Below are 15,644 nucleotides of genomic sequence, written 5' to 3'. Positions count from 1 at the left end.
CCTCGTTTCCTACAGGATGCGGGACAGGAAGGCCTGGGTTCGCTCGTGTTGCGGATTCGCCAGCACCTCGCGCGGATCCCCGGCCTCCACCACCACTCCCCCGTCCATGAACACCAGCTGGTCGGCGACCTCGCGGGCGAAACCCATTTCGTGCGTGACGACCACCATCGTCATGCCCGATTGCGCCAATTCGCGCATGACCGTGAGGACTTCGCCGACCAGTTCGGGATCCAGAGCGGAGGTGGGCTCGTCGAACAGCATCAGCTTCGGGTCCATCGCCAGGGCGCGGGCGATGGCGACGCGCTGCTGCTGGCCGCCCGACAGCTGCGCGGGATAGGCATCGGCCTTGTCCGCCAAACCGACTCGATCGAGCAGTTCCCGGGCGCGAGCGACCGCCTGGGAGCGGGAGATCTTCTTCACATGAATCGGCGCCTCGACCACATTCGCCAGCGCGGTGCGATGCGGGAACAGATTGAAATGCTGGAACACCATGCCGACGTCGCGGCGCTGGCGCGCCGACTCCCGCGGACGCAGTTCGTAGAGTTTGCCGCCGCGCTCGCGATAGCCGACCAGATCGCCGTCGACGTAGAGCCGCCCGGCGTTCACCCGTTCCAGATGGTTGATACAGCGCAGAAAGGTCGACTTGCCGGAGCCGGACGGGCCGATCAGGCACATCACCTGCCCGCGCGCGACCTCGAGCGAGACCCCCTGCAACACTTGCAGCGCACCGAAGTTCTTGCACACCCGCTCGGCGCGGATCATCGGGACATCGGCCGAAGCCACCGTGGCGCTGCTCATTTACCGGCCTCCGTGGTCTGCTGAGTGGTGGCCAGCGCGCGCAGCTGCCGGCCGGTCAACTGCCGCGTCACCCCGCGCGAGTAGTACCGCTCGAGATAGAACTGGCCGACCATCAGCACACTGGTGATCGCCAGATACCAGGTCGCGCTGACCAGCAGCAGCGGGATCGGCTGGAAGTTGATGCCGTAGATATCGCGGGCGCGACCGTACAGATCGGTCGTCAGCGGGATCGCGGTGACCAGTGAGGTGGTCTTCAACATGGAGATCAGCTCGTTGCCGGTGGGCGGAATGATCACCCGCATCGCCTGCGGCAACACCGTGCGCCGCATGGTCTGCCCCCACGACATGCCCAGCGCCACCGACGCCTCGCGCTGCCCCTCACCCACCGAATTGACTCCGGCACGCACGATCTCGGCCATGTAGGCGGCCTCGTTCAATCCCAGGCCGATCATGGCGAAGATGAACGGCTGCGACCAGTCCTGCACATCCCACTGCACGAAACTGGGCCCGCCGAACGGGATTCCGAGTTGAATCGATTTGTACAGCGCCGGGAACAAGCCCCAGAAGACGAGTTGGATGTACACCGGGGTGCCGCGGAAGATCCACAGATACACCCACGACACCGACCGCAGCACCGGATTGGGCGACAGCCGCATCACCGCGAGAATCACGCCGAGCACGACGCCGATCGCCATCGCCAGCACGGTCAATTCGAGGGTGACCACCGCGCCCTCGGATATCCGCCGATCGAACAGATACTTCCAGTAGGTGTCCCAGCGATAGGCCGGATTGGTGGCGGCGCCGTAGACGAACAGTCCGAGCAGGATCAGCAGCACCGCCGCGGCGATCCAGCGTCCCGGACGCCGCAGCGGTACGGCCTCGATCGGCTCCGGCATCGATGCCTCGGGCGGGCCGGCCTGCGAGCCGGCGGGGGTTTGCGCGGACATGTGCACTCAGCCTTTCGCGCCGTTGATGACCGACGTGGTGACCGCACCGGCCTCCACGCCCCAGTTCTGCGCGATGGTGCGATAGACGCCGGAATCGATCAGATGCTGCAGCGCCGCTTGCAGCACCGGGGCCAGCGGCGAACCCTTCGGCACCGGCCAGCCGTAGGGTTCGGCCTCGAACACCGGACCCGCGGCCTCGATGGTGTCGGGATTGCGCTTGATCGCGTACGCGGTGACCGGGGAGTCGGCGGACATGGCGTCGACCTGGCCGAGGACCAGCGCGGTGGCCGCCGCGCTCTGTTCGTCGTAGGACATCTTGTGGATCTCGGGCTTGCCGGCATCGGTACAGGCCTTCGATTTCGCCGGGATCTCGTCGATGTCCTCGGTGGTGGTGCGCTGCACCGCGACCTTCTTGCCGCAGGCGTTGTTCGGATCGACGGGACGGCCCTTGCGTTGGGCCCACTGGATGCCGGCGGAGAAATAGTCGACGAAGTCGACGGTCTTCTCCCGCGTCAGGTTGTCGGTGAACGACGACATCCCCACATCGACGGTGCCGGCCTCGATCGCGGGGATGATCTTCTCGAAGTCGGCTTCCTGATAGTCGGCGCGCACACCGAGCACATCCGCGACCGCGTCCATCAGGTCGACGTCGAATCCGATGATCTGCCCGGTGTGCGGATCCCGGTACTCGTTGGGCTGATACGGAACGTTCACACCGACCACGAGCCGTCCCGCCTGCGCGATCTTCGGCGGGAGCTGCGCGGCGATCGACTCGACCTTCGTCACCGGCACCTTGGGCACCTTCGGCGATTCGTCCTCGGTGTTGTCCGCACATCCCGCCGCCAGCACCGCCGCACCGACGATCACGCACGCGGCTCGCAGGATGTACCCGCGGGCGCCGAGTCGAACTGACACGCGGCCCTCCGTATTCGCGCGACCCGCCCCCGCGGGCGGGTCGCCGTGTAGCAATGCAGCCATTCGAAAATCTAGGCGATCGGCACGGGATGCGCCGGTCGGTTACCGAAGGTTAATGCGCGCCGCGAGCGGCGGCAGGGGTACACGCCGATTCACCGGCGATGCACACGTGCCCGGACCTGCTCGGTGAATTCACTGGTCGAGGCCAGTCCGCCGAGGTCGGCGGTGGCGATACCGGCGGCCAGCGTCGCCGCCACCGCCCGCTCGATCCGGTCGCCCGCGCCGAGCAGCGCCGGATCGCCGTCCCGGGTGCCCAGCCAGCGCAACAGCATCGCGGCCGACAGGTGCAGAGCGCCCGGATTCGCCCGGTTGCGTCCCGCCAGCGCGGGAGCCGCGCCGTGCACCGCCTGCGCCATCGCCTTGTCGGCCGAGCAGTTCAGCGAAGCCGCCAGGCCCAGCGAACCGGCGAGTTCCCCCGCGAGGTCGGACAGTATGTCGCCGAACAGGTTCTCGGTCACCAGGACGTCGTAGTCACCGGGCGCCCGGACCAGATGGGCCGCCGCGGCGTCGACATGTTCGTCGTCGACCTCGACGCCCGAGTAGCCGGCGGCCACCTCCGAGCAGACGTCGCGGAACAGACCCATCGTCATCGGCAGCACATTCGCCTTGTGCACGATCGTCAACCGGCCGCGCCGGGCCGCCGCGAGCGCGCACGCCTGATGCGCGATGCGTTCACACGCGGTCCGGGTGATCACGGCCACGGCCATCGCGACATCGGCGGTGGGCCGGAATTCCCCCGAACCGGCGAACATGTTGCGGTCGGCGTAGAAGCCCTCGCTGTTCTCGCGCACGATCACCAGATCGATGTCCTTCGCCGCCGCCCGCACGCCCGCAAAGGTCCGAGCCGGGCGGATATTCGCGTACAGGCCGAAGCGTTTGCGGATCGCCCCGCCCGGCGGAGCCCCGATGCGGTGCTGCGGCGCGTAGGAGACGTTGTCGTGCGGACCGAGAATCCAGGCGTCGAGGTCGGCGAGCGCGGACAGCGTGGACTCCGGCAGAGGCTCCCCGCATTCGGCGATGGCCGCGTGCCCGATCGGCAGTTCGACCCATTCCGGCGTGGGCGCGCCGGCCGCGGCGAGCGCCTCGTCCACCACCGCCCGGGTCGCCTGTACCACCTCCGGCCCGATGCCGTCGCCCTCGATCAGCCCGAGCCGCATCACCCGCCGCGCATCCACCGCGCTCACTCCTCTGCTCGCACCCCGTCCCGGCCGGTCCGCGGCCCGGCACACCGGGTCACCCTATGGGGTGGCCCGTCATCGAGCTCACCGCGGGCCCGGGACCGCCGACCGAAGTCGGGTAATCGACGCACCGCACGCGATCTCCGCGCGTAAGTTGGCCTGAATCATGGTGCAGTCGGTGGAACTGGTGCTCGACGAGGCGGCGGAGGCCGAGATTCGCCGGCAGTGGCGCATGCTGGCCGAGGCCGGAATGCACAGTCCCACACCGGAACACCGACCGCACATCACCGTCGCGGTGGCCCGCGAGATCTGGCCCCGGATGGACAGGACGCTGGCCGCCCTGCCGTTCCGGCCGCTCCCGATCCGGCTGGGCGGGCTGCTGATATTCGGCGCCCGCCATCCGATTCTGGTCCGGCTGGTGGTGCCCACCGAGGACCTGCTGACGATGCAACGGCGCATCGCGGCGGTCGTCGATGCATGCCCCGGCGTTCCGGCGAACATGTGCCCGGACGCGTGGACCCCGCACGTGACGCTGGCACGGCGGCTGAGATCGGAGCACTGGCCCGCGGCGATCGACGCGGTGGCGGCCGAGCGGGATTTTGCGGCTACCGTGGTGGGTATTCGGCGGTGGGACGGTGATCGGCGGATCGAGTGGCCGATCGCCCCAGGGGGTGGGGACCACGGTTGAGCCGCGGACGCCGGCCGCACGGAAGATACGCGCAGCGTCCCGCGTTGCACCGCAGACAACGACACGAGAGGAACCCATGGCCACCCAGACCCTGACCGCGCAGAACTTCGACGAGATTGTGACCGGAAACGACGTCGTCCTCGTCGATTTCTGGGCCGATTGGTGCGGGCCCTGCAAGGCGTTCGCGCCCACCTTCGAGGCATCCTCGGAACAGCATCCCGATGTCGTCCACGGCAAGGTCGACACCGAGGCCGAGCAGAGCCTCGCCGCCGCCGCCAACATCCGCTCCATCCCCACGATCATGGCCTTCCGCGAGGGTGTCCTGGTCTTCGCGCAGCCGGGCGCACTGCCGCCGGCCGCGCTCGAGGATCTGGTCTCCCAGGTGAAGGCGCTCGATATGGAAGAGGTGCGCAAGCAGCTCGCCGAACAGCAGCAGGGCTGACCCGCCCGAACCGGTGCCGCATCCCGATTCCTCACGAAACGGGATGCGGCACCGGCCTTTTCGCGCGTCGCTCGGTTGCCGAGCTCGGCTCAGTTTCCGAGTTTGTTGATGCCGGCGATCATGGCCCGGACGGTCGACTCCGGCCCGTCTCCGGCGAGCGCGGCGCCCCAGCCTCGGCGGCCGTTGCATTCGCACTGCACGAAGGTGGCGGTGCCGCTGCCGGTGCGCCGCTGGTGGAACTGCAGAATCTCCACCGGATAGCCCTCGTCGTAGAGCGCCGAGGTCAACGCGGCGACCGGGCTACCGGCGGACACCACGGTCCGCGCATGTCCGGCCAGTTCGATGGTGGCGGTATAGGTCGCCCGCTGTTCGGCCCGCGCCCAGTCGCTGAGCTTGACCGGGCCGGTGTGCGCACAGTAGCGGTCGTAGAACTCCGCGGGCGTCAGGTCGGCGGATTCGGCGCGCAGCCCCTTGGGCGCGGCCGCGATGAAGTCATGTGTATCAATGGTGATCGTCATTGGACTAGGTCTTCCCGAAGCTTTGTCGTTGGTCGGATGACAGAGGGGACCAGCGCAAACACTTGTCAACGGCCGCAGCGAGGGGGCCGGTCCGAATCAGCTCCCGCTACGGCGAGGTACTACGAGAAGTCGCGCCGCAGCCACCATCGCGGTAAGCGGAAGGAGCACCACGCGGTCGCGGTCGGCGACGTTGCGCGCGGCGCTGTGGCTTGCGGCGGGATTCGGCACGGCTTCGAGAATATGGACTCGTCGCGACGATGGCAACAATATTGCGGCGGAACCAACGAGTAACTTCGTCACATTTTCGAGTGAACGGTATGCCAACGGACAGTGCCGTGGTGAGCGCCGCATTCGCGCAGGCCACAGCGGGTCCACAGGATGTGTCGCGGTCAGGTTCGGCGTGTCGTCACCGGGGTTGCCCGGATTTGTCCCACCGCAACAGATAGCGCCAGAACACCAGTCGGCGCACGCGGGCGCCCGGCAGGATGTCTCGCGCCCGGCGGGCGACCTCGCGCGTGGTGAGTGGCGGATCGAGCAGGACCGGCATCGCCGCGTGTGTGGGTTCGTGTGCGTACCAGGCGCCGCGGCCCGTCGCGCGCAGCGTCGCGAAAGCCAGGCCGAAGACGCGTTGCGCGAGTATCGCCGTGACTTCGGCGGGCAGTTCGCGCAGTGGATCGGCCCGCGGCAGCGCGATCACCGCGAGCACCCCGCCCGGCCGTAGCGTGTGCGCGAGCCGCGGGAGCACCCGTTCGAGAGGCATGTGATGGAGGGTGGTCAGCGATACGACGGCGTCGTAGGAGGCCTCCGGCAGCGGGTGATCGAGTATGTCGGCACGCACGCAGGCGACGTTGTCCGGAACGACGCGGCGGGCCGCCTCGATCATCTCCGGCGAGCGGTCCACCGCGTCGACCCGGTCGGCACGCCGCGCCAGCTCGGCCGCCAAAGTGCCCGCCCCGCAACCGACTTCGAGGATCCGCTCACAGTGCTGGGGCAGCTGCCGCAGCAGCGTCCGGTGGTAGAAGGCGTTGTGATCCCAGTCCACTGCACCCATCGCGCCACCCTACGATGTAGCGGGTCGACCGCGTATCGACCGCCGGAGAGGCGATTTCCCGCACCGTGCGCGGCACATCCCGTCTGTGGCGCCATACGCCGCGCGAGACTGGGCCGGCCGGCGCCTTCGGGGCCCGTCAGTGGGCGGCCGAGTCCCAGCTGCGGCCCACTCCGACGGAGACCTCGAGCGGCACCGACAGGTCGATGGCGCTCGACATCTGTTCGCGCGCGAGCGTTTCCAGCGCCTCCCGCTCACCCGCGGCGACCTCGAAGACGAGTTCGTCGTGGATCTGCAGCAGCATGCGCGAACGCAGGCCCGCCTCGGCGATGGCGGCCTGGGTGTTGATCATCGCGACCTTGATGATGTCGGCGGCGGTGCCCTGAATGGGCGCGTTGAGCGCCATCCGCTCGGCGGCCTCGCGGCGCTGGCGGTTGCTGGAATCCAGGTCGGGCAGGTAGCGGCGGCGGCCGAACAGCGTCTCGGTGTAGCCGACCTTGCGCGCCTGGTCCACCGCGTCGCGCAGATAGTCGCGAATCGCGCCGAAACGGGAGAAATAGACCTCCATCTGTGCCTTCGCCTCCTCGGCGCTGATCCGCAGCTGCTGCGAGAGCCCGTACGCGGACAAGCCGTAGGCCAGGCCGTAGGACATCGCCTTGATCCGGCGGCGCATCTCCGGGTGCACATCGGCGATCGGGATGTCGAAGGCCTTGGACGCGACGAAGCTGTGCAGGTCTTCGCCCGAGTTGAACGCCTCGATCAGCCCGGCGTCCTTGGACAGGTGCGCCATGATCCGCATCTCGATCTGGCTGTAGTCCGCCGTCATCAGCGATTCGTAGCCGGGGCCGACGACGAAGGTGTCGCGAATGCGCCGGCCCGTGTCCGTGCGGATCGGGATGTTCTGCAGATTCGGCTCGGTCGAGGACAACCGGCCGGTGGCGGCGATGGTCTGGTTGAACGTGGTGTGGATGCGGCCGTCGTCGGCGACCGACTTCAGCAGCCCGTCCACGGTGACCTTGAGGCGGGTGGCGTCGCGGTGCGCCAGCAGATGTTCCAGGAAGGGATGCTGGGTCTTCTCGAACAGCGACTCGAGCGCGTCGGCGTCGGTGGTGTACCCCGTCTTGGTCCGCTTCGTCTTGGGCATATCCAGTTTGTCGAACAGCACCACCTGCAGTTGCTTCGGCGAACCGAGGTTGATCTGCTCACCGATCACCTCGTAGGCCGCCGCCGCGGCCGAGGCCACCCGGTCGGCGAATTCGCGCTGCAACCCGTCCAGTTCGTCGCAGTCGACGGCGATGCCGGCGTGCTCGAGTTCGGCCAGCACACCCAGCAGCGGCAGTTCCATCTCGGTGAGCAGCGGCACGGATTCGATGCGGTCGAGTTCGGTGTCGAACGCCTCGGCCAGATCGGCCACCGCGCGGGCGCGCAGGATCTCGGCCTGAGCCAGTTCGGTATCGACCTGATCTTCGTCGTCGAGCAGCGACAACTGGGTGTCCTCGGCGGCTTCGACCCGCAACTCCCGCGACAGGTACCGCAACGACAGATCGTCGAGGTTGAAGGTGCGCTGTCCGGGCCGGACCAGATAGGCCGCGAGCGCGGTGTCGCTGGTGAGCCCGGCGAGCCGCCAGCCGCGCCCGCGCAGGGCGTGGATGGCCGCCTTGGCCTCGTGCACGGCCTTCGGGGTCTCGGGGTCGGCGAGCCAGCGACCGATGGCGAGCTCGTCCTCGAGGGTCAGCCCGACCACATCGAAGTAGCCGCCCTCCCCGTCGGCGGCGGCGATCGCGATCGCCTTCACATCACCCTGCACGGGCGTGGTCGTCCCCACGATCGAAACGCCGTGGCGGGCACCGGCTTTCGCATGCTCGGCCAGCCAGTCCGCGGCGGCGCCGGGCGCGACCGGGCCGCCGCTGATCTCGAAACCGCTCTCGGCCTCCGGCTCCGGCGGCGCCAGCGTTTCGAACAGCCGGTCCCGCAGCACCCGGAACTCGAGATCGTCGAACAGGCGGTGGATCTTGTCGCGATCCCACGGCTGCTGGGCCAGCTGCTCCGGGGTGTACGGCAGCGGAACATCCTTGACCATCTCGGTGAGCTGCCGGTTGAGCACCACACTGGACAGGTTCGCGCGCAGCGCGTCGCCGACCTTGCCGCGCACCTCGTCGACCCGCTCGACCAAGGAGGGCAGATCGCCGAATTCGCGAATCCACTTGGTCGCCGTCTTCTCCCCCACGCCCGGAATGCCGGGCAGATTGTCACTCGGGTCGCCACGCAGTGCCGCGAAATCCGGGTACTGGGCGGGGGTCAGGCCGTACTTCTCCTCGACCGCCTCCGGCGTGAACCGGGTGAGCTCGGAGACACCCTTCTTCGGGTACAGCACGGTGACATCGGCATTGACCAGTTGCAGCGAATCCCGGTCTCCGGTGACGATGAGCACCCGGAAACCTTGCGGCACAGCCTGAGTCGCGAGGGTGGCGATGATGTCGTCGGCCTCGTAGCCCTCGATGGCCATCACCGGGATACCGAGCGCGCCGAGCACCTCCTGGGTGATCTCCACCTGTCCGCGGAATTCGTCGGGCGTGGTGATGCGGTTGGCCTTGTACTCCGGGTAGGCCTCGACCCGGAAGGTCTTCCGGCTGACGTCGAACGCGGCCGCCACATGGGTCGGCCGCTCGTCGCGCAGCAGGTTGATCAGCATGGCGGTGAAGCCGTAGACCGCGTTGGTGGTCTGCCCGGTGACGGTCTTGAAGTTCTCCGCCGGTAGCGCGTAGAAGGCGCGGTAGGCCAGGGAATGGCCGTCCAGCAACAACAGCGTGGGACGCTCGCCGGGGGCACCCGCCGCCGTACTGCCGGCTTTCGGCGCTGCCGCTGCGGCGGTGGTGGACGACACACTGCCCTGACGCTGATCGGTGGAAGCTGGAGTCACGGCACAGAGTCTAGGGACAAGCACCGACATCCCCGGCCACCGGGCACGAACCGGCAGATGTCGCGTTCGAATTCGCCCGCGCGGATCCGGCCGCCCGCTGTCACGCAGGCCACACCCACCCCACCGGACCAACAGCTGTGTCACGCCCACGCGCGACCGTCGTGGCCGGCACATGATGCGCGGCCGGCCACGAGCGGGCGATCAGGACTTCGGCGCGAGATTGTCCAGGACGACCTCCGCGACCGCCTTCATGGTGGTGCGGCGATCCATCGCGGTGCGCTGGATCCACTTGAACGCCTGCGGTTCCGACAGGCCCTGCGTCTGCATCAGCACGCCCTTCGCGCGCTCGACCAGTTTGCGGGTCTCCAGGCGGTCGGAGAGGTTCGCGACCTCCTGTTCCAGCGCCGAGATCTCGTGAAAACGGCTGGCCGCCAACTCGATCGCGGGCACCAGATCCGATTTCGTGAACGGCTTCACCAGATACGCCATCGCACCCGCGTCGCGCGCCCGCTCCACCAGGTCACGCTGGCTGAACGCGGTCAGAATCACCACGGGCGCAACACGTTTGGAGGCGATTTCACCGGCGGCATCGATACCGTCGCGCCGCGGCATCTTCACGTCCATGATGACCAGATCCGGGCGCAGTTCCACGGCCAGATCGACCGCCTGCTGGCCGTCGCCGGCCTCGCCCACCACCTGGTAGCCCTCCTCGGAGAGCATCTCCACAAGGTCCATCCGGATGAGCGCCTCGTCCTCGGCCACCACGACACGCTTCGCGGCAGCCGGCGCGTCCTGCTTCGCGCCCGCGCCCCCTGCATTCGTTCCCATAGACAGACCCCTCGATATTCCGATGCCGATACCCGATGTGCGCCTCCGGTCCCACCCTGTCACCGGCCACGCACAGCCGAGTGTCCTAAAGCGTACCGTTCAACTTCGCTCACAACCCATCTACCCAGCGCGAACCCGCCAGCGCGGGACCGATTCGGTAACCTGGGCACCCACCGGCTATCATTTCCTCCCGGTGCGCCGAGTTGGCGGAACTGGCAGACGCGACGGTCTCAAAAACCGTTGTCCTCACGGACGTGTGGGTTCGAGTCCCACACTCGGCACCATCTTCGGCGGTCCGATCGGGCCGCTTTTGTCGTATTCGAACCGAATCGGCAGGTTGTCCCGTGGATACGCGTAGGGTGGGGCACACGACCCCGGGCAGGAGGAGGTCGCGCGTATGCGGGTGAACCGGCTCACCGCGGATCTTTCGGGATATCCCGATCTGGTGGTGATCTATCTGGGGATGCGGGTGCGGACCCCGCGGGGGATGCTGCGTCTGCTCGGCCTCGGGCCGAAACTGTATCGCTCCCATCATGATCGACCCGACGGGCTGCTGCGGCACGAGGACATCATCTGGTCGCTGTTCCCACCGCACTGGGGCGCCCGCCAATACTGGCGCGATCTGGACAGCCTGGAGCGCTGGACCCGTTCCCAGCCGCACCGCGACTGGTGGCAGCGGTTCCTGCGCGACTCCGGCGGCACCGGATTCTGGCACGAGGCCTATTTCCTGCGCGGCGGCATCGACACCATGTACGACGATATGACCACGCCCACCGGCCTGGGCGCGTTCGCCCCGACCCGGGCGATGCGCGGACCGCTGTTCAGTGCGCGCGGCCGGGCACAGGACAACGCCGCCCGCGCCGGCGCGGACAGCGCGCACCTCGGTGCGGAGCCGACGGTCGCGCCCGTCGTCGAGGAAACCACCTACTATCGAAACGCTTCCGCCGCCGACGGATCCGAGGCGGACCGCCAGGCGTAGCGCCACACCGTTCGTGCAGCGGGTCAGCGAAAAGTCGGCAAACGGTCGAATGCGACCCGCTACCGGCAGCTGAACATCGCGTGAAATCAGCGGTTTTCGGCCGTCTCCGGCTTCCGCCGGGGGCCGCGGCTACCTACCGTAGCAGTCATGCACGTCCTGTTCGTCTGCTCCGGCAACGTCTGCCGCTCGGTGATCGCCGAACGTCTGACCCGCGCCGTCGCCGCCGAACACGGTCTCGACGACCTCACCGCCGAGAGCGCCGGCACCCGTGCACTCGTCGGCTTCGGCGTCGATCCCCTTGCGGCACAGATCATCACGGGCCTCGGCGGCGATCCTGGCAACTTCTCAGCACGCAAGGTGAAGCCGGAGATGGTCGCGCGCGCGGATCTCGTGCTCGCGATGACCGAGCAGATCCGCGACCACATCATCGACCTGGTGCCGAAGGCCCGGCCCCGGACCTTCACGCTGCTCGAGGCCTACCGGGTGGCGAAGGTCTCCGGCGCTCGCACGATCGCCCACATCGACAGTGCCCGAAACGATCTCGCCCTGGTGGGGCGGGAGAACATCGCCGACCCGGTCGGGCTGTCGAGCGAAAAGTACTGTGCCGTCGGCGATCGGATCGCCGAGACGCTGGTCCCGCTGCTGCTCGCGTTGCACGCCCATCGCGACGCGGGGCGCACGCAGTCCGGCCGGCCCCGCCTGGTACTGCTGCCCGGCGGGCGGATCGAGACCCCGCCGTGGGGCATCGAGCCCGTGCGAATCGGCCGACACGCCTGAACAATCCGGCGCCGGGCATGCCGCTCTCCCGCGGATCGGGATCCGGGGTTAGACTCCCCGCGGAAACTGCCGACGCCGATGGTTCGACACCGGAACAGGACACAGACATGCCGAAACGAATTTCGGATGTTTCACTCCATGTTTACGTCACACCGGAAACGCTCGACCGCGTCGTGCACACCGTGCGCTGCGTGGTCGACGACCACCTCGCCGAGCACGATGTTTTCGCCTGGCGCTTCACTCTGCCCGTCGACGCCGATCAGCCCGATCACACGGTGCTGGAGACGCAGTGGCGCCTGGAACACCCCCACCGCGACCCCGGCTCGCGCTGCACCTACGAGATCGCGCTCAGCCTGGTGGGCGATCCCGATCAGCTGACCGAATCCGGCCTGGCCGCACTCGAGCACCGATTGGTCCTCGGGATCGCCACCACCGCCGACGCCGTCCCCTACACGATTTCCGCACTCCATCGCGACAGCTACGACTTCGACGAGAACCGCGAACGCCTCTGACCGGCGCCGCGCTACTTGCCGCGCGCCGGGAAGTGCCTGATCACGCCTTCCTGCACGACGGTGGCCAGCAGCTCACCGGCCCGTGAGTAGAAGTGACCGGTGGCCAGACCGCGCGAACCGGCGGCCACCGGTGACTGCGTCGCGTACAGCGCCCAGTCGTCGAAGCGGAACGGACGGTGGAACCAGATCGAATGGTTCACCGTGGCGGCCACGATCCGGTCGTGCCCCCACGACAACCCGTGCGTGGTGATGATCGAATCCAGCACCGTCGTGTCCGACGAATAGCCCAGCGTCGCAACGTGGATCAGCGGATCGTCGGGCAGTTCGCCGTCGGCCTTCATCCACACCCGGTTGTGGTTGAGGGTGCCGCCGGTGCCCTTGAGAATCCACGCCGGATCGTTGGTGTAGCGCATATCGATCGGATGCGGCGCCTGCACGAACATCTGCAGTTTGTCCTCGAATCCGGAGAAGGACTCCTCCACGCGGGGCAGTCCGTCCGGATCGGGCACCTGCGGCTGCGGGCTGGCGTGTTCCAGGCCCTTGGCCCAGTCCTGGAACGCCGCCAGCATCACGAACAGTTCCTGATCGCCCTGATACGCCGTCACCGTGCGGTTGGCGAAGGCACGCCCGTCACGATGGCGTTCGACCCGGTATTCGATCGGTTTGCGCACATCCCCGCCGCGCACGAAATGCGCGTTGACCGCATGCACCGGGCGCCCCGGCCCGACCGTGCGACCGGCCGCGATGATCGCCTGCGCCACCAGCTGGCCGCCGAAGGTGCGACTCCACACCTTCTCCGGATGGTGACCGAGGAAAACGTCCTCGCCGATCTCCTCGAGTTCGAGCAGGCCGAGCAGGACGGCGAGATCGCCCCCGCTCTCGCGGCCGGTGCCGACCGATTCGCCCAGTGATGCACTCACCTCAGTGGTCCTCCTCGCCGATGCGATGCACGTGGATCAGGTTCGTGGAGCCGACGGTTCCCGGCGGGGAACCGGCCACGATCACCACGAGGTCGCCCTTGGCGTAGCGATTCAGCGACAGCAGTTCTTTGTCGACCTGGCCGATCATCTCGTCGGTGGTACCGACCGGCGGGACGATGAAGGTTTCCACACCCCAGGTCAGCGCCAGCTGACTGCGCACATCCGGCAGCGGGGTGAATGCCAGCAGCGGCAGCGTGGTGTGCAGGCGGGCCAGCCGGCGCACCGTGTCACCGGACTGGGTGAACGCCACGAGCGCCTTGGCGTTGAGCCGCTCGCCGATGTCGCGGGCCGCATAGGAGATCACGCCGCGCTTGGTGCGCGGGACGTGGGTCAGTGGTGGCACCCGGGTCGAGGATTCGGATTCCACGGCGTGCACGATGCGCGCCATCGTGCGCACCGTCTCGATCGGATACTGGCCGACCGAGGTCTCACCGGAGAGCATGACCGCGTCGGCGCCGTCGAGCACCGCGTTGGCGACATCGGAGGCCTCGGCGCGGGTCGGGCGGGAGTTGCCGATCATCGACTCCAGCATCTGGGTGGCGACGATGACGGGTTTCGCGTTCTCCCTTGCCATCTGGATCGACCGCTTCTGCACCAGCGGCACCTGCTCGAGCGGCAGCTCGACGCCGAGGTCGCCACGGGCCACCATGATCGCGTCGAACGCGAGCACGATCGCCTCGAGATTGTCGATGGCTTCGGGCTTTTCGAGTTTGCCGATCACCGGCACCCGGCGGCCGACGCGATCCATGATGTCGTGGACCAGCTCGACGTCCGACGGCGACCGCACGAACGACAGGGCGATGAAGTCGACGCCCAGCCGCAGGGCGAATTCCAGATCCTCGATGTCCTTGTCGGACAACGCCGGAACGGAAACGTCCATACCCGGCAGCGAGACGCCCTTGTTGTTGGAGACCGGACCGCCCTCGGTCACACGGCACACCACGTCGTTGCCCTCGACGCGGATCACGGTCAGGCCGACCTTGCCGTCGTCGACGAGCAGCCGGTCACCGGCCTTGGCGTCTTCCGATAGTTGTTTGTAGGTGGTGGAGACGCGATCGTGGGTGCCTTCCACGTCGTCTACCGTGATTCGCACCTCCTCGCCCGTCGCCCACACGGTGCGGCCGTCGATGAATCGGCCCAAGCGGATCTTCGGTCCCTGCAGGTCGGCGAGAATGCCGACCGCACGGCCCATCTGCTCGGCGGCGTGCCGCACCTTGTGATAGTTCTCGGCGTGATCGGCGTGTTCTCCGTGACTGAAATTCAACCGGGCCACGTCCATGCCGCTGTCGACAAGTTCACGGATCCGGTCCTCGGTGGCGGTGGCCGGTCCGAGGGTGCACACAATCTTTGTCCGTCGCATCACGAACCGAGCCTAGTCCTGCCGCCGCAGTGGCGCTGATCGGCACACCCACCACTGTCAATCGACGAAAATATGACGGACATCACATATTTACCCGGCATGGTCGTCACTCCTGCAGGGGACGGTTGTACGGGTCGCGAACTTTGCCGGTGAGGATCATGATCGCGTCGATGAACGGCCAGATGCCGCCCAGCCCACAGGTGAACAGCGTGACCAGCAGCTGGGCGACGCCGATGCCGGTGTAGCCGAGGTAGAACCGGCCGATTCCGAGGCCGCCGACGAACAGTTGCAGCAGCCCGGCGGTGAGCTTCGATTTGTCCGAGAACGGTTCGCCGTACATGTTGCGCCCGTAAGGCGCCTCCGGATCCATGCCGTAGGGCGCGGGCGGGTATCCGGGGGCGGGAGCATAGGGCTGGGCGTACGGGTCGACAGGCTGGCCGTAGGGCTGGCTGTAGCCGTAGGGGCCGGATTGGCCACCCGCGCCGTAGGGGCCGGATGGGCCGTAGCCGCCCGGATTCCCCGGTCCGGTACCCGGTGCACCGTACTGCGGGCCGTAGCCGGGCTGCGGCTGATAGGGGTCGGTCACGAAGTCCTCCTGGTTCGAGCGGTCGGCCCGCTCAGCTCTTGTCCGCCTTCTTCCGGCCCGGCTTACCCGACTTGCCTTCGGCCCGCCGCTCGCTGTTCCCGGCATTGG

At 67.8% G+C, this 15,644-nt stretch carries 16 protein-coding genes and 1 tRNA gene; 6 read left to right on the top strand and 11 right to left on the bottom strand.

All coding sequences use genetic code 11. The features are described 5' to 3' along the window. Positions 1–9 precede the first annotated feature (9 nt). The 4 genes from IRT45_RS21930 to IRT45_RS21915 form a co-directional block, all read right to left on the bottom strand. Positions 10–798 (bottom strand): amino acid ABC transporter ATP-binding protein, encoded by a 789-nt coding sequence (locus IRT45_RS21930; protein ID WP_305082320.1) that lies wholly within the window; start codon positions 796–798, stop codon positions 10–12. Next, positions 795–1,745, bottom strand: a complete 951-nt coding sequence (locus tag IRT45_RS21925) for an amino acid ABC transporter permease (protein ID WP_194807712.1) — start codon at positions 1,743–1,745, stop codon at positions 795–797. Before IRT45_RS21925 ends, IRT45_RS21930 begins: the two co-directional genes overlap by 4 nt. A 6-nt stretch (positions 1,746–1,751) precedes the next feature. After that, a complete protein-coding gene (locus IRT45_RS21920) occupies positions 1,752–2,660 on the bottom strand; it encodes an ABC transporter substrate-binding protein (RefSeq protein ID WP_309241091.1) in 909 nt (302 codons plus the stop codon). 152 nt (positions 2,661–2,812) lie between these two features. Further along, on the bottom strand, positions 2,813–3,877 hold the full coding sequence (locus IRT45_RS21915; protein ID WP_194807762.1) for an isocitrate/isopropylmalate dehydrogenase family protein: 1,065 nt from the start codon (positions 3,875–3,877) through the stop codon (positions 2,813–2,815). A 187-nt stretch (positions 3,878–4,064) separates the two neighbouring features. On the opposite strand from IRT45_RS21915, the gene IRT45_RS21910 reads away from it, so the two are divergent. Together IRT45_RS21910 and trxA are read left to right on the top strand one after the other, a co-directional pair. Continuing rightward, positions 4,065–4,586 (top strand): 2'-5' RNA ligase family protein, encoded by a 522-nt coding sequence (locus IRT45_RS21910; RefSeq protein WP_194807710.1) that lies wholly within the window; start codon positions 4,065–4,067, stop codon positions 4,584–4,586. A 76-nt stretch (positions 4,587–4,662) separates the two neighbouring features. Beyond that, positions 4,663–5,028: a thioredoxin gene (trxA, locus tag IRT45_RS21905; protein ID WP_030514619.1), complete on the top strand. Its 366-nt coding sequence runs from the start codon at positions 4,663–4,665 to the stop codon at positions 5,026–5,028. Positions 5,029–5,117: 89 nt separating this feature from the next. Here the strand turns inward: trxA and IRT45_RS21900 are convergent, their stop codons facing one another. The 4 genes from IRT45_RS21900 to IRT45_RS21885 form a co-directional block, all read right to left on the bottom strand. Further along, on the bottom strand, positions 5,118–5,546 hold the full coding sequence (locus tag IRT45_RS21900; protein WP_036500539.1) for an alpha-isopropylmalate synthase regulatory domain-containing protein: 429 nt from the start codon (positions 5,544–5,546) through the stop codon (positions 5,118–5,120). 406 nt (positions 5,547–5,952) lie between these two features. Continuing rightward, positions 5,953–6,597, bottom strand: coding sequence for a class I SAM-dependent methyltransferase (locus IRT45_RS21895; RefSeq protein ID WP_194807709.1), 645 nt, complete (start codon positions 6,595–6,597; stop codon positions 5,953–5,955). Positions 6,598–6,733: 136 nt separating this feature from the next. Then, a complete protein-coding gene (gene polA / locus IRT45_RS21890) occupies positions 6,734–9,544 on the bottom strand; it encodes a DNA polymerase I (protein ID WP_194807708.1) in 2,811 nt (936 codons plus the stop codon). A 171-nt stretch (positions 9,545–9,715) separates the two neighbouring features. Continuing rightward, the gene (locus tag IRT45_RS21885; RefSeq protein WP_036500534.1) at positions 9,716–10,342 is read right to left on the bottom strand and encodes an ANTAR domain-containing response regulator; all 627 of its coding nucleotides are present in this window, start codon (positions 10,340–10,342) and stop codon (positions 9,716–9,718) included. Positions 10,343–10,539: 197 nt separating this feature from the next. Between IRT45_RS21885 and IRT45_RS21880 the strand changes: the two genes are divergently transcribed. From IRT45_RS21880 to IRT45_RS21865, 4 genes are all read left to right on the top strand, one after another. Next, positions 10,540–10,626, top strand: a tRNA-Leu gene (locus IRT45_RS21880). 113 nt (positions 10,627–10,739) lie between these two features. Further along, positions 10,740–11,321, top strand: coding sequence for a phenylacetaldoxime dehydratase family protein (locus IRT45_RS21875; RefSeq protein WP_194807707.1), 582 nt, complete (start codon positions 10,740–10,742; stop codon positions 11,319–11,321). Positions 11,322–11,468: 147 nt separating this feature from the next. Beyond that, positions 11,469–12,098, top strand: coding sequence for a low molecular weight phosphatase family protein (locus IRT45_RS21870; RefSeq protein ID WP_194807706.1), 630 nt, complete (start codon positions 11,469–11,471; stop codon positions 12,096–12,098). 107 nt (positions 12,099–12,205) lie between these two features. Continuing rightward, positions 12,206–12,610 (top strand): hypothetical protein, encoded by a 405-nt coding sequence (locus tag IRT45_RS21865; RefSeq protein ID WP_194807705.1) that lies wholly within the window; start codon positions 12,206–12,208, stop codon positions 12,608–12,610. Positions 12,611–12,621: 11 nt separating this feature from the next. On the opposite strand, the gene IRT45_RS21860 is transcribed toward IRT45_RS21865, so the two are convergent. The 3 genes from IRT45_RS21860 to IRT45_RS37820 all read right to left on the bottom strand — a co-directional run bounded on the left by IRT45_RS21860 (position 12,622) and on the right by IRT45_RS37820 (position 15,536). After that, a complete protein-coding gene (locus IRT45_RS21860; protein WP_051042298.1) occupies positions 12,622–13,530 on the bottom strand; it encodes an acyl-CoA thioesterase II in 909 nt (302 codons plus the stop codon). A gap of 1 nt (position 13,531) precedes the next feature. Next, positions 13,532–14,953 (bottom strand): pyruvate kinase, encoded by a 1,422-nt coding sequence (pyk, locus tag IRT45_RS21855; RefSeq protein WP_083870718.1) that lies wholly within the window; start codon positions 14,951–14,953, stop codon positions 13,532–13,534. A gap of 103 nt (positions 14,954–15,056) precedes the next feature. Further along, on the bottom strand, positions 15,057–15,536 hold the full coding sequence (locus IRT45_RS37820; RefSeq protein WP_194807704.1) for a TM2 domain-containing protein: 480 nt from the start codon (positions 15,534–15,536) through the stop codon (positions 15,057–15,059). Positions 15,537–15,644: the final 108 nt, after the last annotated feature.

This window comes from Nocardia sp. BSTN01 (assembly GCF_015354405.1).
GTDB lineage: Bacteria > Actinomycetota > Actinomycetes > Mycobacteriales > Mycobacteriaceae > Nocardia.
Note: the sequence above shows the minus strand (reverse complement) of the source record. Positions and strands in the feature narration are given on the sequence as shown.